This window comes from Pelomonas sp. SE-A7, assembly GCF_030345705.1.
Lineage (GTDB): Bacteria > Pseudomonadota > Gammaproteobacteria > Burkholderiales > Burkholderiaceae_C > JAUASW01.
The window spans coordinates 1,793,377-1,819,583 of record NZ_JAUASW010000001.1 but is presented as its reverse complement, the minus strand read 5'-3'; the positions used below and the strand labels follow the sequence as shown (position 1 = coordinate 1,819,583).

Genomic DNA, 26,207 nt, shown 5'->3' with positions numbered 1-26,207 from the left:
CACGACGGAGTGTTCTCACCATGCAAAAGCGTTTCCTTGTTGCTGACCCGCGCAGCTCTCGCGTTCTGGCCATTGCGGCCGCTGCCGGGTTGGCGGCCCTGCTGGTCGCCTGTGGCGGTGGCAACAGCAAGACCACATCGAGCCAGCCGGCGGCGAAGGTCAACCAGGAAGCGGTCACCATCGATCAGATCAACCAGGTGCTCAGCCGCCAGAACGGCCTCAAGGCCGAGCAGACCGAGGCGGCGGGCCGCCAGGTGCTGGAGCGCCTGATCGACCAGGAGCTGCTCGTCCAGAAGGCGATGGAGCAGAAGCTGGACAAGGATGGCAAGGTCCAGCAGATGCTGGAAGCGGCCCGCCGCGAGGTGCTGGCCCGGGCCTATGCCGAGCGCATCGGAGATGCGGTGGCCAAGCCCACCGAGGCCGAGGTGGCCGCCTATTACGCCAGCAAGCCCAATCTGTTCAAGGACCGCCGCGTCTACAACCTGCAGGAATTTCTGATCGAGGCCAATGCCGAGCAGTTCGGCCTGCTGCGCAGCAAGCTCAGCAAGGCCAACAACATTGGCGAGTTCGTCAAGGGCCTGCAGGCCGACGGCCGGCGCTTCAACGTCAACCAGGCCGTCCGCGCGGCCGAGCAGCTGCCGGCCGCCGTGGCCGACGACCTGGCCAAGTTGAAGGAAGGCCAGTCGCTGCTGATCAATGCGCCCGCGGGCATGCAGCTGGTCTATGTCAATGCGGTGCGCAGCCAGCCGATCGACGAAGCCCGCGCCAAGCCGCTGATCGAGCAGCTGCTGCTGGCCCAGCGCAAGAGCGAGGCTGCCAGCAAGGAGATGAAGGCCCTGCGCGACGCGGCCAAGATCGAATACATAGGCAAGTTCGCCGACAAGCCGGCCGGCGCTGCAGCCAGTGCTCCGGCGGATGCCGCCTCGTCGCTGCTGGCCCCGGTGGCCAGCGAACCGACCGCCAAGTAAGCCGCGGCCACGGGAGAGACCTTGAAAGTACTCATCACAGGCGCGGCCGGCTTCATCGGCATGCACGTCAGCCAACTGCTGCTGGCGCGAGGCGACCAGGTCGTGGGGCTGGACAACCTGAACGACTACTACGATCCGAAGCTCAAGCATGACCGCCTGGCCCGGCTCACCCCGCATCCTGCCTTCAGTTTCGTCAAGCTGGACGTGGCCGACCGGGCCGGCATGGAGGCCCTGTTCGCCGAGCAGAAGTTCGACAAGGTCATCCACCTGGCCGCCCAGGCCGGCGTGCGCTATTCGCTGATCAATCCGCATGCCTACATCGAGTCCAACATCCAGGGCTTCATGAACGTGCTGGAGGGCTGCCGCCACCACCAGGTCCAGCACCTGGTCTATGCCTCCAGCTCCAGCGTCTACGGCGGCAACACCCAGATGCCGTTCTCGGAGCACCACGGCGTGGACCATCCGGTCAGCCTGTACGCGGCGACCAAGAAGGCCAACGAGCTGATGGCCCATACCTACAGCCATCTGTACGGCCTGCCGACGACCGGCCTGCGCTTCTTCACGGTCTACGGTCCCTGGGGCCGGCCGGACATGGCCCTGTTCCTGTTCACCAAGGCCATCGTCGCGGGCGAGCCGATCAAGGTGTTTAACCACGGCCAGATGATTCGCGACTTCACCTATGTTGACGACATCGCCGAAGGCGTGGTCCGCGTGCTGGACCGCAACGCCACTGCCGATGCCGGCTACGACCCGGTCGAGGCCGACCCGGCCCGCTCCAACGTGCCGTACCGCGTCTTCAACATCGGCAACCATGATCCGATCAAGCTGATGGACTTCATCGAGGCCATCGAGCAGGCGGTCGGCAAGGAGGCGGTCAAGAACTTCCTGCCGCTGCAGGACGGCGATGTGCCTGCCACCCACGCCGACGTCCAGGAACTGGCCGACTGGACCGGCTTCAAGCCCACCATGCCGGTGCCGGAGGGGGTCCGGCGCTTCGTCGCCTGGTACCGCGACTACTTCAAGGTTTGAATCCCATGGTCAAGATCAACGACATCGTCGTCGACAACGACAAGCCCTTCGTCCTGTTCGGCGGCGTCAACGTCCTGGAATCCGAGCAGTTCGCGGTGGACGTCTGCGGCGAGTACCTGCGGGTCACCCGGAAGCTCGGCATTCCCTATGTGTTCAAGGCCTCGTTCGACAAGGCCAACCGCTCGTCCATCCATTCCTACCGCGGTCCCGGCCTGGAGCAGGGGCTGAAGATCTTCGAGGCGGTCAAGAAGGTCCATGGTGTGGCCGTGCTGACCGATGTGCACGAGCCCTGGCAGGCCTCCGAGGTCGGTGCCGTCTGCGATGTGCTGCAACTGCCGGCCTTCCTGGCGCGGCAGACGGACCTGGTCGTGGCCCTGGCCAAGACCGGCCGTGCCATCAATATCAAGAAGCCGCAGTTCGTCAGCCCGCCGCAGATGAAGAACATCGTCGAGAAGTTTGAGGAAAGCGGTAATCCGAACCTGATGCTGTGCGACCGCGGCACCCAGCATGGCTATGACAACCTGATCGTCGACCTGCTGGGCTTCGGCGTGATGAAGCGCCTGGGCAAGCCGGTGATATTCGACGTGACCCATGCGCTGCAGCAGCGCGAGTCCGGCGCCGCCGCCTCGGGCGGCCGCCGTGGCCAGGTCACCGAACTGGCCCGCGCCGGCATGGCCATAGGCATAGGCGGCCTGTTCCTGGAAGCCCATCCCGATCCGGCCCATGCCAAGTGCGACGGCCCCAGCGCACTGCCGCTGGCCAGGCTGGAACCCTTCCTGGCCCAGGTCAAGGCGGTGGACGACCTGGTCAAGCAGTTGCCTGAGCTGGACACGAACTGAGGCTGCGCCCTGTTCGACAGCTGTGGTTCATCCTTCCATAGGCTTGTTGATTCCTCTGGTTTCTACCTACTGAAATAGGGCGAATACCGCCCATTCTTTGGGCTCAACAACAGCCAGTCCTTCCGGGAATACGGCCAGCCTTGTGCGTTCAATCAGCTCTATGTCTGGTTTGGACGCTCACATAATGAGTTGGTTGATATCCCGTGAAAGATGGAACGGGAGGGTCCAATGGATGCAGGTCATTGCTTTGCCTGGTCCTGGGTGAATCGTTTTGTAGCGATGCCTGGGTTTTCGGCCGTGTCGTCGCTGATGTTGCGGGCGGCATCTCAGACTTTTCCGCCCGGTGCGCGAATGATCTCTTGTCGACCTAGGCGGTTTATCGGCTGCCTGTTGTGGCTTCTGGCCGTCGGCCCTGGAATGGCCCAGGATGCGCTTACGCCCGACAAGGAGTACGGGAAGTTTGTTGCGACCGCGCGGACGGTGAGTCCGATGTCTGAGTTCGGCGATTCGGTCAACCTGCGTGACGGCGCCCTTTCGTTGCGGGCGACTGATATCGAACTCAGGGGCAAGGGGCCGGTGATTCGGATCACGCGCAGCTTCCAGCCTGGGGGCATGAGCGAGTTTTTCAATGAGTCCTCGGGCAATGCCTTTGGCCGGTGGGAACTTGAGATTCCGCGGATCAAGACCATCACCGCCGACATGCCCGGTGCCACGCCATCCAGTCCTTATGGATGGCAGGTGACAGGTCCGAACGATGCGTACAAGAACCAGCGCTGCAGCAACTTTGCTGCACCGGGGCGTGTCACCTTCTTCAATGATGCGGCGCGCTCCTGGAATGCTGCGGATTGGTGGAATGGCTACCAGCTGGTCGATGACAGCGGTGGTTCACAGGCCCTGATGAGCCGGACGGATTCGACCGTCAATCCGAGCTACAAGCTGATGACGATGGGCAACTGGCTGGTGAGCTGCTTGAGTTCAACCGCCAATGGGCAACCCGGCGAAGCCTTCTTTGCCGTTGCGCCGGATGGCACCAAGTATTGGTTCAACTATCTTGTCTATGCCCAAGCTGACACGCTGCAAAAGCCACTATGGAGCGTCTCTCCGGGCTTGAGTTCGTCGACGGCCGACGTGGCGTCGGGTGTCGGCGCGCCGCCAGTAACGCCGCATCTTGTCGGCGACCTTGATTTTCTTGATCGCCGATACGCAGCCATGTTGGTAACGCGAATCGAAGATCGATTCGGGAACTGGGTGAGCTATAGCTACTCGCAAGGACGCGTGACGAGTATCGACGCCAGCGACGGCCGTCACGTGGGCTTTGTGTTCGATGGATCGGGTCGCATCAGCGCGGTAACGGCGGGAACAGGCAACTCGGCACGAACCTGGGCATACAGCTATGCCGGTACCACCCAGGGAACTGCGGCGCTGACGGTCAGTCGGCCAGATGGATCGAGTTGGTGGTACCAAATTCCGATCCTGACGGCTTCCTCGCTGAACGTTCAGTCAGATCCGACCAGCAGCTGCACTTTATCGGCCTACGACTACGACCAGTTCACCGAAGGCAGCATTGTTTCTCCAGCGGGAGCCACGATGACGCTGCGCTTCAATCGCAAACGCTTCGCCCGCTCGTTTGTGCACAAGCAATGCTGGGGTGGAGTGCCCGGTCGGCCCGAGACCGGCTACGCCTTGTATCCACGCGAGTGGTATGCCTGGGCGCTGGACAAGCGCACCATCACAGGGTCCGGGCTGAGCTCGATGAGCTGGACCTATGCCTACGCGCCGCCTGTGTCGAGTTGGTACCAGGATTGCTCGACGCCGAGCAGTTGCGCGAGCACCGTCTGGACAGAGGTCACGAACCCACAGGGGCATCGCCACCGGTCCACCTTCAGCAACAAGTTCGACGAGACAGAAAACAAGCTCCTGCGCGAAGAGATCTATTCGGACACCGGGCAGTTGCTTCGCTCCATCGACCATGGCTATGCCACGGTTGCTGCAGGTGCGCCGAATCCATTCCCCTGGCCGCTGTGGGTCGGCGATGACAAACAAACGCGTGTCAATCCTTTGACTCGAGGTCGCTGGACTCCAAGCAAGCAAACGGTGACTACTCAGGACGGGGTTACTTTCACTCGCACGGTCAATGCGTTCGACAGCTACGCACGGCCAACCAGCGTCACGCGCGCCAGTTCGCTGGGGTACAGCCGCACCGAAATCACCGGCTATGCCGATAGACCCGCCCTGTGGGTGATGGGGCAGCTGGAGAGCACCAGCGTAGGCAGCCTGGTGCCGGTGCTCAATACCTACGAAGCCAGCACGGCCAATCTGCTCAGCACCAAGAGCTTCGGCGTCACGCAAGCCAGCTACGCCTGGAACTCCGACGGTACCCTGGCCAGTCGAACCGACGGGGCCGGGCGCAGCACAACGTTCTCCAACTGGTATCGCGGCTTGCCTAGGTCAATCACCTACCCGACCGGAGCTGCCGAAAGCGCAACGGTCAATGAGCATGGCTGGATCACCAGTGTTACCGACGCCGCCAACTACACGACCAGCTATGGCTACGACGCGCTGGGGCGTCTGACCAGCGTTGTGCCACCCGGCAGTTTCAACACAACGGCATTGAGCTTCAGCGCGGTGGCAGATGCGGAGTACGGCCTGGCGGCCGGACATTGGCGCCAGACCGTCACCCAAGGCCATGCCGTCACCAAGACCTATTTCGATGCGCTCTGGCGCCCGGTGATGACCAGGAGCTACGACGCGAGCAATGAGTCGGCCAGCCGCAAGGTTGCCACCAAGCAGTACGACGCCGACGGTCGTATCCGCTTTCAGAGCTATCCGGCGACTGACATTTCCACCTATGACAGCTTGGTCAATGGGGTGCAGACCAGCTACGACGGATTGGGGAGGACGACAAGCACGACGGCTTCGAGCGAACTGGGAGCGCTGGTCACGAGCACCAGCTACCTGTCGGGATTCCAGACCCAGCAGACCAATCCACGAGGCAAGCTCTCCACTCAGGGCTTCTGGGTGCTGGACGATCCCTCAGGTGCGAAGTTGGCCAGTATCTCTGCGCCGGCGGGCGTGACCATCAGCATCACCCGAGACAGTTTCGGCAAGCCTACGGCGATTGCTCGTTCTGGCACCTACGCCGGCTACAGCAGCAATGTGACGCGACGCTATGTCTACGACTCCGGGCAGCGCCTTTGCAAGACCATTGAGCCCGAAGTTGGATCCACGGTGCAGACCTATGACGCCGCTGGGAACCTTGCCTGGAAAGCTCCGGGACAGAGCTTGCCTGGTACTGCTAATTGCGACGACACGTCAGTCGCTGCGGCCGCCAAGATTAGCTATGGCTATGACAACCTGAATCGCCTCACCAGCGTCAGCTACGGGGACGGCAGCCCCGGTGTCACCCGCAGCTACACCGCAGACGGGTTGCTGCAGAGCATCGCCAGCAACGGCAGCGCATGGACCTACGGATACAACGCGCTGCGCAAGCTCAGCTCCGAGAGCCTGAGCTATGGAGGGCAGACCTACGCCTTTGCGTGGAGCTACGACACACAAGGCAATCTGAGTTCGCTCAGCTATCCCAATGGCAGCACGGTCGCCTACAGCCCCAACGCCTTGGGTGAGGCGCAGGCTGTCTCCGGCCACGCGAGCGGCATCAGCTACCACCCGAATGGCGCCGTGGCTGGATACACCCTCGCCAATGGCGTGGTGCACAGCCTTTCGCTGAACGCTCGCGGCCTGCCGCTCGTCAACAAGCATTCGGGAGTGGTGCAGGATCAGTACACCTACGACGCCAATGGCAATGTCACCGGCATCACAGACCAGTTCGACGGCAGCTTCAGTCGAAGCATGAGCTATGACGACCTGGACCGGCTTAGCGGTACCAGCGCTCCCGGTGTGTGGGGCACGGCGACCTACGCCTACGACACGGTGGACAACCTCAGGTCTGCTGTCGTAGGGGCGCGGGCCAGCACCTTCAACTTCACTTCAAGCAATCAACTGGCCAGCGTCACGACCAATGGCGCGACGACGAGCTACGGCTTCGACGCGCGCGGCAATCTGCTCAGCAAGGGCGGGCAGAGTTTTGGTTTTGATCTGGGCAACCGGCTGACCAGTTCCAGTCTGGGAGGCAGCTACGTCTACGACGGTCATGGCCGTCGAATCAAGGTGGTGAGCAGCGATGGATCAACTCGCTTGCAGATGTACAGCCAGCAGGGCCAATTGCTGTGGGCCACCAGCACCGGCGGTGGCCGGCCGACGAGCACGACAGCGTATATCTACCTTGCTGGCAAACAGATTGCCGAAGTGAACAGCGTGGCCGGCACTCAGTACGTACACGCCGATGCTCTAGGCAGCCCAGTTGCTCGCACCAATGCCGCCCGCACCGTGCTCAACCGTCTCCGGTTCGAGCCCTTTGGCTACGTCGCCGCAGGGACCAAACCAAGTCCTGCTACCAGCGTCATCGGATTCACAGGGCATGTTCAGGATGCGGAGACGGATCTCGTGTACATGCAGCAGCGGTACTACGATCCGATTGCCGGACGGTTCCTCAGTGTTGATCCGGTCGTGACCAACGCGAACTCTGGGAAGAGCTTCGGGCGATATCACTACGCGAATAACAATCCGTATCGGTATGTCGATGACGATGGGCGTGATGCAGTCGGGTTCTTGGTCAAGTTGCTTGATAACGGCGGAAAGATCTTTCTTAAGAAGGTCGATAAGGCCGAAGCTGTAGCGGCCAGAAGGTCCGGTCAAAATGTGCAGGCTGCGACCAAGTCTGACGCCAAGCAAATTGAAATCGCGGCCCGGAATGGGGACAAAGGAGGGGTCATGCAGCACAAGGGGCACGAACTCAAGGATGGCTCGACCGGGGATCCTCATTTCCAGACGGAAGGAGTGGAGGGGCACACGTTCTGGGGCAGTCAGTCGGGTGCTGTATTGCCTGAGCTGTTGGAAGCGTTGCTTATTCCGATCCTTGCCACGCCTACTTCCTTGGCTCCCGGGACACTCTATGGCCCTGGTACCCCATACAAGAATCAGCAGGAGTACGACAAGGCCATGAAAGAGAAGGAAGAGAAGCGCAAGCCAGATGAAGAAAAGAAGCCAAAGCCTGAAGATCAAAAGTAGTGGCTGGATATGACTTGGTTCATGATTCGCATGGAGGGGGAAGGTCTGAAAACGGAGATGCCCGGCGAACTGCCGGTGCTCTGGGGGCTGATCAAGGTTAAGAAGACGATCTCTATTGCTGGGTTCTATGCCACTCGGTATGTAGAGGCCGAAGATGCTGATACTGCGATTGAGCTGGTTCGGACTTCCATCAAGAATGACTTGGCAGAGGCATTGGCGAATAGTGGTGGTTCGAGGGACGGCCTTGTGCTCAAGGTGGATGGCATTGAGACTGTCGCGCCCCAGGACGTCGATGCCAATGCGAAGGGCTTTACCTTCTTTAAGGAGTAACTGACCACGCCCGTGGTCAGCCTCTTGAGTAAAGCTGCCCCGCAATGCGTTGCAAGCCCGCTCGACCCCTTGCGTGGTTGAGCGGGCTTCAGGCAAACTCCGCCTCGCAAAGACAACGAGCTGACGTTTAACTCAGCACACCCCTACGGACCACTGGGGCCCATTGCGGCACTGGTGACTCTGACCAAATGCCGAGCGACCTTCGTGGTCAACCGGCACCGCCGCACCAGTTGATGGTGCGGCCTCTCAACAAGCCCTCGCCAGAGGCGGTCTGACCCGGACGATGCTCCGGGCCTGACGGCAACGCCGGGACAGGTGTGTCCGCAAGGACCAGCCTGCTTCGTCGCTTAGCCGCCAGAGCCGCCGGCTGCGCCGTGGGCTTCTCAATCCGAACCGCTTCGCCGTCGCGCGAGCCGTGCTGACCTGCATGGCCTCGCCGCGCCCGGCCGAGCGCGTTCGTCCCAACGCGCCTTGCGCGCACTTCAGCCCTCGCGCTGACACGGGCTCTGCCGTGGTCCGCGAACCCCTCGGGGTTCGTGCGTTCGCGCGCCGCAGCTCCTGCCTCTCAACCAGACCACGGCCGGCCCCTTGAGGCCCATTCGGCGCTGCCCCTCCAAAGGCGCCTTGGCCGCCGCATGCGCGCTTCTCGCTGCGGCACCGAACAACCCAACAACCGAAGGAATCGAACTTGAACCACTTGCACCACCTCACCCGTCCCAGCGCTGCGGCTTCTCTGCCGCAGGCCTTGCTCGCCACGACCTGGCGGGTCTCGCAAAAGGCATTGGAGAACGACACACCCGACGCAGCCTGCGGCCGCTGGCGGTCGTGTCGAAGACGTAGTCATAGGCCCAGACCATGTTGGCCTTGAAGGGCGTGTGCATGCGCGGCCGCACGGAGGCAATGCGCTTGCGAGGCCGTTTCCTGGGCACCAGCAGGCCCGCCTGTCGCCACAGGCGATGCGTGCGCGACCAACTCAACTCGAAGCCCTTGCGGCGCAGGAACACGCGGATGCGCCGGTAGCCGTAGCGCGGATACAGCGCAGAGAGTTCCTTCATGGCCTCGATCACCGGCGCATCCTTGGCCGGCAGGCGCGGCTCGTAGCTCGGTGTGGAGCGCGGCATGCCGATCAGCCCGCAAGCCCGGCGCAGACTCAGGCCTCGCTCGCGAGCGAAGGCGACCTGAGCACGTCGAGCAAGCGGGCTCACCATTTTTTTGCGTTGATTTCCTTCAGGATCGCGTTGTCCAGCGTGGCCTCGGCCAGCAGCTTCTTGAGCCAGCTGTTCTCCAACTCGAGCGCCTTGAGCTGCTTGACGTCCGCGACTTCAAGCTGGCCGAAGTGCTTGCGCCAGGCGTAGATCGTGGGCTCGCTGACCTTGTGCTTCTTGGCGGCCTCGGCCACCGTGGTGCGGTCCGCTTCGCGCAGGATCGCGACCATCTGCTCTTCCGTGAATCGACACTTCTTCATGGGCTCCTCGTCGGATGGAGCCATCTACTCTTGGAATCAGTGTCTCGAAGAATCCGGGCAGGTCACAACCGGCACCGCCGCACCAGTTGATGGTGCGGCCTATCAACAAGCCTTCGCTAGAGGTGGTCTGACCCTGCCATAGTGCCGGCCCTGACGGCAACGCCGGGACAGGTGCGTCCGCAAGGACCAGCCCCTTCCTCCGCTTAGCCGCCAGTGCCGCCGGCTGCGCCGTGGGCTTCTCAATCCGAACCGCATCGCCGTCGCGCGAGCCGTGCTGACTTAACTGCATGGCCTCGCAGCGCCCAGCCGAGCGTGTTCGTCCCAACGCGTCTTGCTTGCGCTGAAGTCCTCGCCCTTACGCTGGAACCGCCACGGTTCTAGTCTCGTGCTTGCTGCCGGCGGCTATTCAAAAGCCTTCGACTCACCCAGAACTGGCGCCACCCGGTCCTTGTCCGCCAGCAGCGGAGCCACACCGACATCCGGCCACTGGATGCCGATCGCCGGATCATCCCAGCGCACCGCCCCCTCGCTTTGCGGCGAGTAGAAGTCGGTGGTCTTGTAGAGGAAGTCGGCCGATTCGCTCAGCACCAGGAAGCCATGGGCAAAGCCCGGCGGTATCCACATCTGCCGGTGGTTGTCGGCGCTGAGCTCGAAGCCCACCCATTGGCCGAAGCGCGGGCTGGAGCGGCGCAGGTCCACGGCCACGTCGAACACCGCGCCGCTGACCACGCGAACCAGCTTGCCCTGCGCATGGGGCGGCAGCTGGAAGTGCAGGCCGCGCAGCACGCCGCGGCTGGAGCGCGAATGGTTGTCCTGCACAAAGGGCAGGGAGTTGCCTGTGGCGGCATTGAAGGCCTGCTCGTTCCAGCTTTCGGTGAAGAAGCCGCGGGCATCGCCGAACACGCGCGGCTCGATGAGAAAGACCTCGGGCAGGGCAGTCGGTGTGGCTTTGAGGCTCATGGTGCTCTCGGGACTCGTTCAGAACGCGCGCTTCTCGTCCAGCAGGCGCAGCAGGTACTGGCCGTAGCCGTTCTTGGCCAGCGGGCGTGCCAGTGCTTCCAGCTGGCTTGCGTCTATCCAGCCCGAGCGGAAGGCCACCTCCTCGGGACAGGCGACCTTGAGGCCCTGGCGCTTTTCCAGCGTGGCGATGAACTGGCTGGCCTCCAGCAGGCTGTCGTGCGTGCCCGTGTCCAGCCAGGCATAGCCGCGACCCATGATCTCGACCTGCAACTGGTCCTGGCTCAGGTAGCGGGCGTTGACGTCGGTGATCTCCAGCTCGCCGCGGGCGCTGGGCTTGATCGAGGCGGCGATGTCGCAGACCTGCTCGTCATAGAAGTAGAGGCCGGTCACCGCGTAATTGCTCTTGGGCTGCTTGGGCTTTTCTTCGATGGACAGGGCCTGCTGCCGGGCATCGAACTCGACCACGCCATAACGTTCCGGATCGGTGACGTGGTAGGCGAACACCGTCGCGCCGGTGGTCGTGGCGGCGGCATGGCCCAGCAGGCCCTGGAAATCATGGCCATAGAAGATGTTGTCGCCCAGCACCAGGGCCGAGGGCGCACCACCAATGAAATCCTTGCCGAGGATGAAGGCCTGGGCCAGGCCGTCCGGGCTGGGCTGCACGCAATAGCTGATGTTCAAACCCCAGCGCGAGCCGTCGCCCAGCAGGGCCTCGAAGCGCGGCGTGTCCTGCGGCGTGCTGATCAGGAGGATGTCGCGGATGCCGGCCAGCATCAGGGTGCTGAGCGGGTAATAGACCATGGGCTTGTCGTACACCGGCAGCAGCTGCTTGCTCATGGCCAGCGTGGCCGGATGCAGCCGGGTGCCGGAGCCGCCGGCCAGGATGATGCCCTTGCGTGCCTTGCTAGTCATGGCCTGGGTCCTTCAGGGGTGGATTTCGTTGAGCATGCGCTCGACCCCCAGCTGCCAGTACGGCAGCTTGAGGCCGAAGGCGGCCTGCAGTCGGTCGGTCGAGAGCCGCGAGTTGAGCGGGCGGCGGGCCGGCGTCGGGTACTCGCTGGTGGGGATGGCCAGCACCTGGTCGGCCGCCACCTTGATAGGCAGGCCGCGGGCGCGGGCCCATTCGATGACGAAGCAGGCGTACGCATGCCAGCTGGTCTCGCCGCCGGCCACCGCGTGGTAGGTGCCGGCCAGCTCGGGCTGGTCCAGCGTGGCACGGATCATGTGGGCGCTCAGGTCGGCCAGCAGATCGGCGCCGGTGGGTGCGCCGATCTGGTCGGCGATCACCTTCAGCTGCTCGCGCTCAGTGGCCAGGCGCAGCATGGTCTTGGCGAAGTTGCCGCCGCGGGCCGCATAGACCCAGCTGGTGCGCAGGATCAGGTGGCGGCAGCGGCTGGCCCGGATGCCGGCCTCGCCGGCGGCCTTGCCGGCGCCGTAGACGCTCAGGGGACCAATGGCCGAATACTCGTCGCGCGGCGCGCTGCCGCTGCCGTCGAACACGTAGTCGCTGCTGTAATGGACCAGCAGGGCGCCCAGCTGCTGGGCCGCCGAGGCGATCACGCCGACCGAGGCGGCATTGATCTGCTGGGCGATGGCCGGCTCGGACTCGGCCTTGTCCACCGCGGTATAGGCCGCGGCATTGACGATGACTTGCGGCGCCTCGCGCAGGACGCGCGCATGCAGCGACTCGGCATCGGCCAGGTCGCCGCCCTGGTCGCGCCGGTCCAGCGCCACCAGGTTGCCCAGCGGCGCCAGCGCGCGCTGCAGCTCCCAACCGAGCTGGCCGTTCTTGCCGAGCAGCAGAATCTTCATCGATCAGCCGTATTGCTTGCTGAGCCACTCGCGGTAGGAGCCGCTCTGCACATGGGCCACCCAGTCCGGGTTGTCCAGGTACCACTGCACCGTCTTGCGGATGCCGGTCTCGAAAGTCTCGGCCGGGCGCCAGCCCAGTTCGCGCTCGATCTTGCGGGCGTCGATGGCGTAGCGGCGGTCGTGGCCGGGCCTGTCCTTGACGTAGGTGATCAGGCGCTCGTAGGGGCCTTCGCTCGAAGGGCGCAGTTCGTCCAGCAGGCGGCACACCGTCTTGACGATGGCTATGTTGGCCATCTCGTTCCAGCCGCCCACGTTGTAGACCTCGCCGACCCGGCCACCGGCCAGCACGGCGCGGATCGCGGCCGCATGGTCCTTGACGTAGAGCCAGTCGCGGATCTGCTGGCCGTCGCCGTAGACCGGCAGTGGCTTGCCCGCGAGGGCGTTGACGATCATCAGCGGGATCAGCTTCTCGGGGAAGTGATAAGGCCCGTAGTTGTTCGAGCAGTTGGTGGTCAGCACCGGCAGGCCGTAGGTGTGGTGCCAGGCGCGCACCAGGTGGTCGCTGGCGGCCTTGCTGGCCGAGTAGGGACTGTTGGGCTCGTAGGCGTTGGTCTCGGCGAACGGCGGGTCGTCCTTCTTCAAGGAGCCGTAGACCTCGTCGGTCGAGACATGGTGGAAGCGGAAGCCCTGCTGGCCGGCTTGGTCCAGGCCGTTCCAGTAGGCGCGGGCCGCTTCCAGCAGCGTGAACGTGCCTTCCACATTGGTCTTGACGAAGGCGCCGGGGCCGTGGATGGACCGGTCCACATGGCTCTCGGCCGCGAAGTGGACGATGGCGCGGGGCTGGTGCTCGGCCAGCAGCTTGTCGACCAGGGCGCGGTCGCAAATGTCGCCTTGCACGAAGACATGGCGGGCATCGCCCTGCAGCGCCTGCAGGTTCTCGGGGTTGCCGGCATAGGTCAGCACGTCCAGGTTGACGACGGGTTCGTCGCTCTGGGCCAGCCAGTCCAGGACGAAGTTGCTGCCGATGAAGCCGGCGCCGCCGGTGACGAGGATGCTCATGGTGACTTCTCAGCTGCGGCCATAGGTGTCGTCGAAGCGGACGATGTCGTCTTCGCCGAGGTAGGTGCCGGACTGCACCTCGATGATTTCCAGCGGCACCTTGCCGGGGTTGCGCAGCCGGTGCTTCTGGCCCAGCGGGATGTAGGTGCTCTGGTTCTCGCTGATCAGCAAGATCTGGTCGCCGTTGGTGACCTCGGCCGTGCCCGAGACCACGATCCAGTGCTCGGCGCGGTGGTGGTGCATCTGCAGGCTCAGCGAGGCACCGGGCTTGACCATGATGCGCTTGACCTGGAAGCGTTCACCGTGGTCGATGCTGTCGTACCAACCCCAGGGGCGGTGGACCTTGCGTGGCAAGTCCAGCTCGCCGCGGTTCTGTGCATGCAGCTGGCCGACGATGGCCTTGACCTCCTGGCTGCGCGAGCGGTCGGTGACCAGCACCGCATCCGGCGTCTCGACCACGACCACGTCTTCCAGACCGACCACGCTGACCAGGCGGCTGGTCGCATGGACGAAGGTGTTGCGGCTCTGCTTGACGATGGCGTCGCCCACCGAGGCATTGCCCTCGGCGTCCTTGTCGGCCACCAGCCAGACCGCCTCCCAGGCGCCCAGGTCGTTCCAGCCGGCCGACAGGCTCACCATGCGGAGCAGGAAGGCGCTGCCGGGGCAGCGCTCCATCACGGCGTAGTCGATGGACTCGCTGGGCACGGCGGCGAACTGGGCCTTGCCGGGGCGGATGAACTTGGCGTCGGTGCTGCGGGCGGTCCAGGCGGCGCGGGTGGCTTCGAGGATGTCCGGACGGAACTGGCCCAGGGCCGCCAGCCAGGTGCTGGCGCGCAGCACGAACATGCCGGCGTTCCAGCTGTAGTCGCCGCTGTCCAGGTACTTCTGGGCGGTGGCGGCATCAGGCTTCTCGACGAAGGCGGCAACCTTGAGTCCGCTGCCGTCGGCCTCGGCGCGGATGTAGCCGTAGCCGGTCTCGGGCCGCTCGGGCTTGATGCCCAAGATGACGATGGCACCGCCGGCGGCTTCGCGCACCGCCTGCTGCATCGCGGCCTTGAAGGCGGCCGGGTCGGTCAGGGTCTGGTCGGCCGGCGTCACCACCAGCACCGGATCGTCACCGCCTTCGACGGCGGCCAGCGCGGCCAGGGTCACGGCCGGTGCGGTGTTGCGGCCGCAGGGCTCCAAGAGGGCGGCGCCGGGCTCGATGCCGGTCTCGCGCAGCTGGTCCAGCAGCAGGAAGCGGTGCTCCTCATTGCCGACGATCAGTGGCGCCGTGGTGGCGATGTCGGCAGCGCCCAGGTCGGCCAGGCGGCGGGCGGCCTGCTGGAACAGGCTCTCGTTGCCCGACAGCACCAGGAACTGCTTGGGATAGCCGGCGCGCGACAGCGGCCACAGCCGCGTGCCGCTGCCGCCGGCCATGATGACCGGCTGGACCTGGATCGTTTTGACGTTCTTGTCGCTGCTCATGCTCGTCCTATTGTGGGCAGGCGTAGGGCGTTCAATCGCCGGAAAAGCTTTGCCGGCACCTGCCGTCAAAAGCCCTCTTCAGAACCCCTCCGGGTTCTGGCTCTGCCAGCGCCAGCTGTCGCTGCACATGGTCTGGAGGTCGCGGCTGGCGCGCCAGCCCAGCTTGTCGGCGGCCAGCTGCGGGTCGGCCCAGCAGGCGGCCACGTCGCCGGCGCGGCGCGGCGCAAATTCGAAGGGCACGGGCTTGCCGCTGGCCGCCTCGTAGGCGCGCACCACGTCCAGCACGCTGTAGCCCTGGCCGGTGCCCAGGTTGACCGTGATCGACTCATGGCCGCCGAGCAGGAAGCGCAGCGCCGCCACATGGCCCTCGGCCAGGTCGACCACGTGGATGTAGTCGCGCACGCCGGTGCCGTCGGGCGTGTCGTAGTCGTTGCCGAAGACCTTCAGCACGTCCCGGCGGCCCACGGCGACCTGGGCCACGTAGGGCATCAGGTTGTTCGGGATGCCACGCGGGTCCTCGCCGATCTCGCCGCTCTCGTGGGCACCGACCGGGTTGAAGTAGCGCAGGCAGGCGGTCTGCCAGCGCGGGTCGGCGGCGCCAATGTCGCGCAGGATGGTCTCGCCTATCAGCTTGGTCTGGCCGTAGGGGTTGACCGCCGACACCGGCGCGTCCTCGCGCAGCGGCAACTGCTCCGGCGTGCCGTAGACCGTGGCGCTGGAGCTGAAGACGATGCGGCGGCAGCCATGCGAGGCCATGGTCTCGCAGATGGTCAGCAGGCCGCCGAGGTTGTTGCGGTAGTAGTCCAGCGGCTTCTCGGTCGATTCGCCCACGGCCTTGTAGGCGGCGAAATGGACCACGGCCTCGAAGGCATGCTTGGCGAACAGCGCCTGCATGGCCTCGGCATCGCCGACGTCCGCGCATTCGAACTGCGGCTGTTGGTCGGACAACTGGGCGATGCGCGGCAGCACGGCCGGCGAGCTGTTGGAGAAGTCGTCCACGCCGACCACGTCGAAGCCCGCAGCCAGCAGGGCCAGCCAGGTGTGGGAGCCGATGTAGCCGGTGGCGCCAGTCAGGAGGATCTTGGGGTTGCTGCTCATGGGGATGATGCTCGTTGGCGCCCGGGGTGCCCCGGGAGGCTTGCGCGCGGATTCTCTCTCAGCGGCGCTGCCTCGCCGGGGCCTATCTGTGGCAAATCCCCGTCCCGGCGGGCTGCCTACAATGCCCCGATGCCTTTTGATCAATGGTCCCAAGCCCTGGCCCCTGCCGTGCAGGAGCGCCTGGTTCTGCTCATCAACCATGTGCTGTCGCGCGAAAGCGTGGCCACCGAGCGCCTCAAGCCGCAGTCGGGCCGCAGCCTGGTGATCAGCCTCGGCGGCTGGCCGTCGCTGCTGCCCGCGGCGCCCGACCTGGCCCTGCAGGTCACGCCGGCCGGCCTTTTCGAGCGGCTGGATGCGGTGCCGGCCCAGCCCGACCTGCGGGTCGAGCTGGACGCCAGCAATCCGGCCGCCATGGCCCTGGGCGCGTTCAGCGGCGTCAAGCCGCGTGTCACCGTTCAGGGTGACGCGGCCCTGGCCGGCGAGGTCAACTGGCTGATGGCCAATCTGCGCTGGGATATCGCCGACGACCTGGCCAGCCTGGTCGGTCCGCTGGCGGCCCAGCAACTGGCGCGCTTCGGCCAGGCCGCTACTGCGGCACTGAGCCAGCTGGCCGGCGTGGCACAAGGCGCTGCCGGCTTCGGGGCCCGCAAGAACCCATGAGGTACCTGGCCCGGCTGCTGGTCATCGCCTGGACCCTCCGGCGCTTCGGCCTGGACGAGCTGGCCCTGGCGGCCTTCAGCGGCCGGCGCATGCGCTGGCTGCACCGCATCGTGTCCTTCGGCCGCCGCTGGAACGAGCCGCGCGGCGTGCGCCTGCGCCTGGCGCTGGAGCGGCTGGGGCCTATCTTCGTCAAGTTCGGCCAGGTGCTGTCGACCCGGCGCGACCTGCTGCCGGCCGACATCGCCGGCGAGCTGGCCAAGCTGCAGGACAGCGTGCCGCCCTTCGACGCCGCCCGTTCGCGGGCCCTGATCGAACAGGCCTTCGGCCGCCGCATCGAGGAGCTGTTCGCCAGCTTCGAGGACCAGCCGGTGGCCAGCGCTTCCATCGCCCAGGTGCATTTCGCGGTGCTCAAGGACGGCCGCGAGGTGGCGGTCAAGGTGCTGCGGCCCGGCATGCTGGACGTGATCGAGGACGACCTGGCGCTGATGCGGACGCTGGCCGGCTGGGTCGAGCGGCTCTCGGCCGACGGCCGTCGCCTGAAGCCGCGCGAGGTCGTGGCCGAGTTCGACACCTACCTGCACGACGAGCTGGACCTGGTGCGCGAGGCCGCCAATGCCGCCCAGCTGCGCCGCAACATGGACGACCTGCAGCTGGTCATGGTGCCCGAGATGATCTGGGAGCTCTGCACCCAGGACGTCATCGTGATGGAGCGCATGGTCGGCGTGCCGATCTCGCAGATGCAGCGCCTCAGGGAGGCCGGCATCGACATCAAGAAGCTGGCCCGCGATGGCGTCACCATCTTCTTCACCCAGGTGTTCCGTGACGGCTTCTTCCATGCCGACATGCACCCGGGCAACATCCAGGTCAGCCTGGCGCCGGAGACCTTCGGCCGCTACATCGCGCTGGACTTCGGCATCATCGGCACGCTCAGCGAGAACGACAAGGACTACCTGGCGCAGAACTTCGTGGCCTTCTTCCAGCGCGACTACAAGCGCGTGGCCGAGCTGCACATCGAGTCGGGCTGGGTGCCGGCCGACACCCGGGTCGACGAGCTGGAAAGCGCGGTGCGCGCCGTCTGCGAGCCGCACTTCGACCGGCCGCTGAAGGACATCTCGCTGGGCCAGGTGCTGATGCGCCTGTTCCAGGCCTCGCGCCGCTTCAACGTCGAGATCCAGCCCCAGCTGGTGCTGCTGCAGAAGACGCTGCTGAACATCGAGGGCCTGGGCCGCCAGCTCGACCCCGAGCTGGACCTCTGGGCCACGGCCAAGCCCTTCCTGGAGCGCTGGATGGACGAGCAGATCGGCTGGCGCGCCCTGGTCAGCCAGCTGAAGAAGGAAGCGCCGCGCTTTGCCCAGTTCCTGCCCGAGCTGCCGCGGCTGCTGCACGAATCGCTGAAGCGCCAGGCCGGGCCACAGGACGGCGAACTGCTGCGGGCGCTCTTGCTGGAGCAGCGCCGCACCAACCGGCTGCTGCAGACCCTGGTCCTCGTCGGCCTGGGTTTCGTGCTGGGCCTGGTGGCGATGCGGGTCTTCAGCACCCTCTGATTCGAGGGCTGCCCGCCACTGGAGGGCCGCGCGCTTTGCCGCTAGGCTGGCGCCATGCCTGCCCTCCGCATGCTGATCCTGTGGCTAGGCCTGGTCCTTGGCGCGTGGGCAGGTCCGGGCCTGCAGACCCTGCGCTTCGAGCACCTGCAGCCCGAGCAACTGGGCGCGGGCGGCCCTATGCAATGCGCGGTGCAGGACCGGCTGGGCCAGATGTGGCTGGGCACCAGCTCCGGCCTGGTCCGCTACGACGGCCGGCGCGGCAAGCTGTTTCGCAATGACGCGCGCAATGCCAGCTCGCTGAGCCATTCCTGGGTCCAGGCGCTGATGTGGCAGGACGAGCGCGTGCTGCTGGTGGCCACGGCCGATGGCCTCAATGTCTTCGACACCTACACCGAGGCCAACGAGCGCGTGGCGCTGCCGGGTCAGCGGCGCGTGGCCCATCGCGGCCTGCGCGGCTTGCAGCCGGCCACGGAAGGCAAGATCTGGACCCGGACCTACTTCGAGCTGCTGCTGTACGAGCCCAGGCAGCGGCAGTTCACGCCGGTGCCGCTGGAAGGCTTGCAGAAGTTTGGCGGCGAAGCCGGTGCATACCTGGTCGGCCTGGAGTCCGATGGCCAGGGCGGCGTCTGGCTGGTGGCCGGCATCGAGCTGATTCATGTCGATCATCAGGGCCGGATCAGCCAGCGCTGGCCGCTGGCCAGGCCGCCCAAGGGCAGGACCGACGTGGAGGTCATGAGTGTGGACAAGCAAGGCCGGGCCTGGGTTGGTGGCGGGGGCTGGCTGCAATTGATCGACCTGCGTGACGGCCGGCAATTGCCGCTGCCTGAGAACCTGGACCTGGCCGGCAAGTCGGTCCATGCCGTGATGGCCGACGACGAGGACACGGTCTGGATAGGCACCGGCAGCCAAGGTCTGTGGCGCGTGCCTCGCGGCAGTGCGAAGGCGGAGCAGTTCCGCAACCATCCGGCGCAGCCCCGGAGCCTGGTCGCCGATTCGGTCTCGGGCCTTTTCCAGGATCGCAGCGGCGTGCTCTGGGTTGGCAGCTGGAGCGGCCAGGTTTCGCTGGCGGATCTGCGCCAGAAGGGCTGGCGCAGCTACTCCCAGGTGTTCAGCGAGCCCGACACCCTGCCCGACTTCAGCGTGCATGCCATCGAGGTCGAGGATGACAACCATGTCTGGGTCGCTACCTATGGCGGCGGCGTGCTGCGCCTGACCCTGGACACCGGCCAGGCCCAGGCGCTGGACAGCGGTGACCTGCCGCTGGGCTATGCGCAGGCGCTGAGCTGGCAGCCGGGCCGGGGCTTGTGGATTGGTGCCGACACCGGCGCGTACTTGCTACCCGTGGGTGAAACCCGGGTGCGCCTGGCGCCGCTGGGCGAATGGACCGGCAAGCTGAAGGCCGTGCGTCGGGTGAAGCTGGACGGCGCGGGCCAGCTGTGGCTGGGCGGCCGCCATGGCGTCCTCAAGGTGGCGGCCAATGGCGAGGTGCAGGCTTTGCCGGTGCAGGTCGAAGGCGGCAAGGCGACGTTGAGCGAATCCGCCGTGACCGCCTTGCTGCCCGATCGCGAGGGCCGCCTGTGGGTGGGCACCGACCGGGGCTTGCGCCTGCTGGCGGGCGAGCACTTCGTCCAGCCCTTGCTGGCCGACATACCCGGCCTGGACCTCGACCTGTTGAAGGTGCTGGCCTTGGCCCAGGACCGACGGGGCCGGCTCTGGATGGGGACCGAGTTCGGCTTGTTCGAGCTGGTCGCGGCCGCTGGCGGGCGCTGGCGGGCGCGGGCCGTCACCGAGGTGCTGGGCTTGCCGGCTGGCGGGGTCAGCAACCTGCTGGTCGACCAGGACGACGGCCTGTGGTTCGCCAGCGCGGCCGGCCTGGTGCGGCTGGATGCCGAGCGCCGGCAGGCCCGGCATTACGACGGCCTGGCACGGCGCCTGCTGGGTGGCATTCAGGTGCGTGCAGCGGCGCTGGGGTCCCAGGGCCGGCTGTTCTTCGGACAGTCCGGCGTGATCCAGTTCAACCCGGCGGCCTACAGCAGCAATGCGGTGCCGCCGCAGGTGCTGCTGTCCGACCTGCAGGTCTACAACCGCTCGCTGCGCGATGCGAGGCCCGAGGACAAGCCCGACAGCAGCGACCCCTCGGCCCAGAGCCTGGCCGATGTGGGCGTGCAGGGCGTGCTGGAGCGGGCTCAGGCCGTACGGCTCAGCCATCGCGAGGGCATGGTGAGCTTCGACCTGCGGGCCCAGCATTTCTACAGCCCCGGCCAGGTCCGCTACGCCTGGAAGCTGGAAGGCTTCGACCAGCGCTGGATAGAAGGCCGGCCCGGCCAGGGCCTGGCCACTTACACCAACCTGGATGCCGGCAATTTCCGGCTGATGGCCAAGGCGGCCAACCCGGACGGAGTCTGGGGCGAGCCGCGCCAGCTGCTGGAGGTCGAGGTGCTGCCGCCGTGGTGGAAGTCGGCCTGGTTCCGTGGCCTGGTGGGCTTGCTGCTGCTGGCCGGCCTGGTCAGCGCCTGGCAGCTGCGGCTGCGCGGGCTGAAGCGGGAGCAGCTGCGGCTGGAATCCGAAGTGGCGCGGCGCACGGCGGAGGTGCAGGCCCAGCGCCAGCAAATCGCCACGCTCAGCGAGATCGGCCGCGAGCTGACCGCGTCGCTGGACATGGCGGCGATCCAGAACGCGCTGTTCAAGCATGTGGCATCGCTGATGCCGGCCACCACCTTCGGCGTGGGCCTGGTCAATCGGGAGGAGGGCGTGGTGGAGTTCGACTTCATGATCCATCGCGGCCAGGCGATCAAGCCCTACCGCCGCAGCCTTGACGCGGCCGAGCAGCCGGCGGCCCGTTGCGTGCGAGAAGGCCGGCCCCTGCTGATTGGCGAGTTCGAACAGGACATCCGGCTGCTGGATGCCGCGGTGCGCGAGCGTCCGGGCCAGCAGGTCGAGCTGGCCGACGGCAGCAGCGTGCCCAGCGTTGCGCGCTCGGCGATCTATGTGCCCTTGCAGATCAAGGGCGAGACCATGGGCGTGCTGGTCGTGCTGAGCGATCAGGCGCATGCCTTCGACAAGACCCATCTGGACATGCTGCAGACCCTGGGCGCCTACACGGCCGTGGCGCTGGACAACGCCGATGCGTACCACGCGCTGCAGGAGGCGCAGCACCAGCTGGTGGAGCAGCGCAAGCTGGCGGCCATGGGGCATCTGGTGGCGGGCGTGGCGCATGAGCTCAACACGCCGCTGGGCAATGGTCTGCTGGCGGCCAGCACCTTGTTCGAGGATGCCCGCAAGCTGACGCGGGTGCTCAACGAGGGCCAGCTGCGCCGTGCCGACCTGCAGCACTTCGAGCGCTCGCTCGATGCCGGCGAAGAGCTGCTGCTGCGCAGCCTGCACAAGGCCAGCGACCTGGTGAGCAGCTTCAAGCAGCTGGCGGTCGACCCGGTCGACCAGCAGCGCAGTCGCTTCGAGCTGGCGAGTCTGGCCGAGGAGCTGAAAAGCCTGCACCTGGGCGTGCTGGCCGAGAGGGGGCATCGACTACAGCTGGAGGTGCCAGACGGACTGATGCTGGACAGCTATCCGTCCGCCCTGCACCAGGTGCTGAAGCAGTGGCTGGACAACGCGATCGAGCATGGGTTTGGCGACCGCCGTGACGGCCTGTTGCGCCTGGTGGCCGAGCCGCTGGGCGCCGAGCGGCTGCGGCTGCGGCTTGAGGACGATGGCGCCGGCATTGCGCCCGAGGTCATAGGTCGGGTGTTCGATCCCTTCTTCACCACCCGCTTCGGCCGCGGCAGCAACGGCCTGGGCCTGCACCTGGTCTACACCCTGGTCAACTCTTTGTTGGGCGGACAGGTCACGGTCACCAGCGAGCCGGGACAAGGGGCGGTCTTCGAGATACTCTTGCCCCTGGTCGCGCCACGACGCGATTGATACAAGACAAATAACCTTGACGGGGAGCGTCGGTTTCTTGGTCTGGACCCATGCGGCCCTTGCGCTTCCTATTGCTTTGCTGGCTATTTCTTGGCTTGCAGGCACAGGCCGGACCTGGCATGCAAAGCCTGCGCTTCGAGCTCCTCGGCAACGAGAGGCTGGATTCGGCCGGCGTGCTGATCTGCGCGCTGCAGGACGACCTGGGCCAGATGTGGCTGGGCACGACCGGGGGCCTGGTCCGCTACGACGGGCGCCGCGGCTGGCGCTTTCCCCACAATCCGCGGGATCCCGGCTCGCTGAGCCACTCCTGGGTGCAGAGCCTGCTCTGGCAGGACGATGGCCGCCTGCTGGTCGCCACGGTGGATGGGCTCAATCTGTTCGACCCGCGCTCCGAAACCAACGAGCGCCTGGCCTGGCCTGAGGAGCGCCGTCTGCCCGAGCGCTCGGTCAGGCAGCTGCAGCCGGCCGGGCCGGGTCGGGTCTGGGTGCAGACGCCCTGGCAACTGCTGCAGTACGAGATGGCGACACGCCGCTTCACAGCCGTGCCGCTGGAAGGCCTCAATGCCTGGCCCAGGGTGGGCAAGCCGAGGCTTGAGGCCATGCAGTCCGACGGCAAGGGCGGCGTGTGGCTGGTGGCGGGCGCCGACCTCACCCATCTCGACGCCACGGGGCGAGTGCTGCAGCGCTGGCCCCTGGCGGCGCCGCCCACCGGCCAAGCCTGGGTGTCCAGCATGGTCCTCGACAAACGGGGGCGGGCCTGGCTGGGCGGCCCCGGCTGGCTGCGCGTGCTCGACCTGGGTGACGGCCGCGAGCTCGACCTGCCGCAGCGTCTGGGCCTGCCGCAGCGGACCATCCATGCGTTGGGGCTGGACGACGAGGGCTCGATCTGGATAGGCACGGGTGGTGCCGGCGCCTGGCGGGTGAAGCCGGGTGGCGAGAGTGCCGAGGCGTTTCGCAACCACCCGGCCATCGCCACCAGCCTGAACAACGACACGGTCTCGGCCTTCTTCCAGGACCGCAGCGGTGTGCTGTGGATAGGCACCTGGGTCTCCCAGATCTCGCTGGTCGACCTGCGTCAGGGCGGCATGCGCCACTATGCCCGCGTGTTCAGCGAGGCCGACACCTTGCCCAGCAACTTCGTGTTCGGCATGGACCTCGACGATGACCGCCACCTCTGGCTGGGGACCTATGGCAAGGGGGTGGTGCGGCTCGACCTGGAAACGGGCACCGCCGAGCAACCGGATGCCGGCGACCTGCAGGTCGGCTATGTGCAGACGCTGAAGAACGAGCCGGGGCGCGGACTCTGGATTGGCGCCGACACCGGGCTGTACTGGCTGCCCGAAGGCACGCGCAAGATCCGGCCCGCGGCGCTGGGCGAGGCGACCAGCAAGCTCAAGCCCATCGTGAGCCTGGTGCTGGATCCGGCCGGCCGGCTCTGGATAGGGGCCAGCCACGGCATCCATGTGCGGGAGCGCGACGGCCAGGTCCGCGTGCTGCCCAGCCAGGTCGAGGGTGCCAAGGCCACGCTGAGCGAATCCGAGCTGATGTCCATGCTGGTCGATGCCCAGGGCCGGCTGTGGGTCGGCACCAATCGCGGCCTGCGGCTCCTGCAGGGCGAGCGCTTCATCCAGCCGCTGCTGCGCGACGAGGGCGGCCTGGACCTGGAAACCCTGGTCGTCACCTCGCTGAAGCAGGACCGTGGGGGCCGGCTGTGGATGGCCAGCAGTGCCGGCCTGTTCTCGCTGGAGCCGGCCGGGGAGCGCTGGAAGCTGCGGCCATGGAGCGACCTGCCGGGCCAGCCGCCCGGCCGCGTCAGCTACATGCAGCTGGGCCATGACGATGCTTTGTGGTTCGTGAGCACGGGCGGCATCGTCCGCATGGACCCCGAGCGGCGCGAGGTGCAGCGTTTCGGCGGCACGGCCCTGCGCTTCCTGCCGGGCCATTCCGGCCGCGCCTCAGCGCTCGGGGCCGATGGGCGCATCTACTTCGGCCAGCCGGGCGTGCTGGAGATCGACCTGCCGGCGTTCCGACGCAACAGCGCGGCGCCGTCGGTCCTGCTCTCCGACCTGCAGGTCTACAACCGCTCGCTGCGCGAAGCGGACCCGGGTGCCGCGCCGGACGAGGCCGACCCTTCGGCCCGGGTGCTGGCCGACGTGGGCGTGCAAGGCGTGCTGGAGCGGGCCACCAAGCTACGGCTCAGCCATCGCGAAGCCATGGTCAGCTTCGACCTGCGGGCCCAGCATTTCTACGGCAACGCCCAGCTGCGCTATGCCTGGAAGCTGGACGGCTTCGACAAGCGCTGGATCGAGGGCCGGCCGGGCCAGGGCCTGGCGACCTACACCAACCTGGATGCCGGCCACTACCGCTTGCTGGCCAAGGCGGCCAATCCCGATGGCGTCTGGAGCGAGCCGAGGGAGCTGATCGCCGTCGAGGTGCTACCTCCTTGGTGGCGCGCCCCCTGGTTCCGCGCCTTGCTGGCGGTATCGCTGGTCGCCTCGGTCGCGCTGGCCTGGCAGCTGCGGCTGCGCCGGCTCAAGCGCATCCAGCGCGAGCTGGAGGCCGAGGTGGCCAACCGCACCCGGCAGATCGCCACGCTGAGCGAGATCGGCCGCGAGCTGACCGCCTCACTGGACCTGGCGGCCATCCGGCGGGCACTGTTCGAGCATGTGGAGTCGTTGATGCCGGCCACGGTGTTCGGTGTGGGCCTGGTGAACCGGGAAGAGCGGGTGGTGGAGTTCGACTTCATGGTCGAGCGGGGCAAGGCCTTCAAGCCCTACCGGCGCAGCCTGGACGCGCCCGAGCAGCCGGCGGCTCGCTGCGTGGCCACGGGCGAGGCCTTCATATTGCGCGAGTTCGGGCATGACAACCGCGATGTCGATGCTGGCGTGCGCGCCCATGAAGGCCAGCGGCTGCAGCTGGTGGACGGCAGCGAGCCCGCCCAATCGCGTTCAGCGCTCTATGTGCCGTTGAAGATCAAGGGCGAGGTGATTGGCATCCTGAGCGTGCTCAGCGAGCAGCCGGACGCCTACACGCAGACGCATCTGGACATGCTGCAGACCCTGGGCGCCTACACGGCCGTGGCGCTGGACAACGCCGATGCCTACCGGGCGTTGCAGGCGGCGCAGAGCCAGTTGGTCGAGCAGCGAAAGCTGGCCTCGCTGGGCCACCTGGTGGCCGGCGTCGCCCATGAGCTGAACACACCCCTGGGCAACGGCCTGCTGGCGGCGACCACGCTGTGCGAGGACGCCAACCGCCTGGTCGATGGCCTGGCCCAGGGCCAGTTGCGCCGCTCGGAGCTGGAGGGCTTCCGTGAATCGCTGGCCCTGGGCGGCGAGTTGCTGTTGCGCAGCCTGGAGACGGCCAGCCGCCTGGTGGCGAGCTTCAAGCAGCTGGCGGTGGACCAGGCCAGCGAGCAGCGCCGACGCTTCGATCTGGCCGGTCTGGCCGAGGAATTCAAGCAGGCCCGTGTCAGCGGACTGTCCGAATTTGGTCATTCCTTGGAGCTGGTCGTACCGCCGGGACTGGTGCTGGACAGCTTCCCTGGAGGGCTGCGCCAGGTGCTGGAACAGCTGCTGGACAACGCCGTCGAACATGGTCTTGCCGGCCGGCGCGGCGGCCATCTTCGCCTGAGTGCCGAGCCGCTGGGGGCCGAGCGAATCCGCCTGCGCTTTTCGGACGACGGCCAGGGCATGGCCCCCGATGTCATAGGGCGGGTCTTCGATCCCTTCTTCACCACCCGCTTCGGCCGCGGCAGCAACGGCCTGGGCCTGCACCTGGCCTATACCCTGGTGCATTCCATGCTGGGTGGCCAGATCAGCGTGAGCAGCGAACCTGGACAGGGGTCGGTGTTCGAGATCCAGATGCCGCGCGAGGCACCCCGCCGCGATTGAGGGGCTGTGCCGGATTCGCCACTGGAGCAGATGCTGCTTTC

General features: G+C 66.4%; 15 protein-coding genes and 1 pseudogene. 9 read left to right on the top strand and 7 right to left on the bottom strand.

The window, feature by feature from the left end:
• Nucleotides 1-20: 20 nt before the first annotated feature.
• From QT382_RS08155 to QT382_RS08135, 5 genes are all read left to right on the top strand, one after another.
• Nucleotides 21-968 carry an EpsD family peptidyl-prolyl cis-trans isomerase gene (locus QT382_RS08155; RefSeq protein ID WP_289253535.1) on the top strand — a complete coding sequence of 316 codons (948 nt, stop codon included), beginning with the start codon at nt 21-23 and terminating at the stop codon, nt 966-968.
• Nucleotides 969-989: 21 nt separating this feature from the next.
• A complete protein-coding gene (locus QT382_RS08150; RefSeq protein WP_289253534.1) occupies nt 990-1,997 on the top strand; it encodes an NAD-dependent epimerase in 1,008 nt (335 codons plus the stop codon).
• A 5-nt stretch (nt 1,998-2,002) separates the two neighbouring features.
• Nucleotides 2,003-2,836 carry a 3-deoxy-8-phosphooctulonate synthase gene (kdsA, locus tag QT382_RS08145; protein ID WP_289253533.1) on the top strand — a complete coding sequence of 278 codons (834 nt, stop codon included), beginning with the start codon at nt 2,003-2,005 and terminating at the stop codon, nt 2,834-2,836.
• Between the two features lie 228 nt (nt 2,837-3,064).
• Nucleotides 3,065-7,963 carry an RHS repeat domain-containing protein gene (locus QT382_RS08140; RefSeq protein WP_289253532.1) on the top strand — a complete coding sequence of 1,633 codons (4,899 nt, stop codon included), beginning with the start codon at nt 3,065-3,067 and terminating at the stop codon, nt 7,961-7,963.
• A 9-nt stretch (nt 7,964-7,972) separates the two neighbouring features.
• The gene (locus QT382_RS08135; protein WP_289253531.1) at nt 7,973-8,293 is read left to right on the top strand and encodes a hypothetical protein; all 321 of its coding nucleotides are present in this window, start codon (nt 7,973-7,975) and stop codon (nt 8,291-8,293) included.
• Nucleotides 8,294-9,093: 800 nt separating this feature from the next.
• Here QT382_RS08135 and QT382_RS08130 read toward each other — a convergent pair.
• From QT382_RS08130 to galE, 7 genes and pseudogenes are all read right to left on the bottom strand, one after another.
• Nucleotides 9,094-9,758, bottom strand: a pseudogene (locus QT382_RS08130) (transposase); the annotation flags it as partial.
• 402 nt (nt 9,759-10,160) lie between these two features.
• Complete coding sequence (gene rfbC / locus QT382_RS08125) at nt 10,161-10,718, bottom strand: dTDP-4-dehydrorhamnose 3,5-epimerase (RefSeq protein WP_289253530.1); 558 nt, start codon at nt 10,716-10,718, stop codon at nt 10,161-10,163.
• Nucleotides 10,719-10,736: 18 nt separating this feature from the next.
• Complete coding sequence (gene rfbA / locus QT382_RS08120; RefSeq protein WP_289253529.1) at nt 10,737-11,630, bottom strand: glucose-1-phosphate thymidylyltransferase RfbA; 894 nt, start codon at nt 11,628-11,630, stop codon at nt 10,737-10,739.
• A gap of 12 nt (nt 11,631-11,642) precedes the next feature.
• Complete coding sequence (rfbD, locus tag QT382_RS08115) at nt 11,643-12,530, bottom strand: dTDP-4-dehydrorhamnose reductase (RefSeq protein ID WP_289253528.1); 888 nt, start codon at nt 12,528-12,530, stop codon at nt 11,643-11,645.
• Between the two features lie 3 nt (nt 12,531-12,533).
• Complete coding sequence (rfbB, locus tag QT382_RS08110; RefSeq protein WP_289253527.1) at nt 12,534-13,589, bottom strand: dTDP-glucose 4,6-dehydratase; 1,056 nt, start codon at nt 13,587-13,589, stop codon at nt 12,534-12,536.
• Between the two features lie 9 nt (nt 13,590-13,598).
• Entirely contained in the window at nt 13,599-15,056 is a 1,458-nt protein-coding gene (locus QT382_RS08105; RefSeq protein WP_289253526.1) for a mannose-1-phosphate guanylyltransferase/mannose-6-phosphate isomerase, read from the bottom strand.
• 78 nt (nt 15,057-15,134) lie between these two features.
• On the bottom strand, nt 15,135-16,154 hold the full coding sequence (gene galE, locus QT382_RS08100; protein ID WP_289253525.1) for a UDP-glucose 4-epimerase GalE: 1,020 nt from the start codon (nt 16,152-16,154) through the stop codon (nt 15,135-15,137).
• 129 nt (nt 16,155-16,283) lie between these two features.
• On the opposite strand from galE, the gene QT382_RS08095 reads away from it, so the two are divergent.
• The 4 genes from QT382_RS08095 to QT382_RS08080 all read left to right on the top strand — a co-directional run bounded on the left by QT382_RS08095 (nt 16,284) and on the right by QT382_RS08080 (nt 26,166).
• The gene (locus QT382_RS08095; RefSeq protein ID WP_289253524.1) at nt 16,284-16,814 is read left to right on the top strand and encodes a hypothetical protein; all 531 of its coding nucleotides are present in this window, start codon (nt 16,284-16,286) and stop codon (nt 16,812-16,814) included.
• Nucleotides 16,811-18,358, top strand: a complete 1,548-nt coding sequence (ubiB, locus tag QT382_RS08090; protein WP_289253523.1) for a ubiquinone biosynthesis regulatory protein kinase UbiB — start codon at nt 16,811-16,813, stop codon at nt 18,356-18,358. Before QT382_RS08095 ends, ubiB begins: the two co-directional genes overlap by 4 nt.
• A gap of 54 nt (nt 18,359-18,412) precedes the next feature.
• On the top strand, nt 18,413-22,276 hold the full coding sequence (locus QT382_RS08085; RefSeq protein ID WP_289253522.1) for a two-component regulator propeller domain-containing protein: 3,864 nt from the start codon (nt 18,413-18,415) through the stop codon (nt 22,274-22,276).
• Nucleotides 22,277-22,395: 119 nt separating this feature from the next.
• Nucleotides 22,396-26,166: a two-component regulator propeller domain-containing protein gene (locus tag QT382_RS08080; RefSeq protein ID WP_289253521.1), complete on the top strand. Its 3,771-nt coding sequence runs from the start codon at nt 22,396-22,398 to the stop codon at nt 26,164-26,166.
• Nucleotides 26,167-26,207 lie beyond the last annotated feature (41 nt).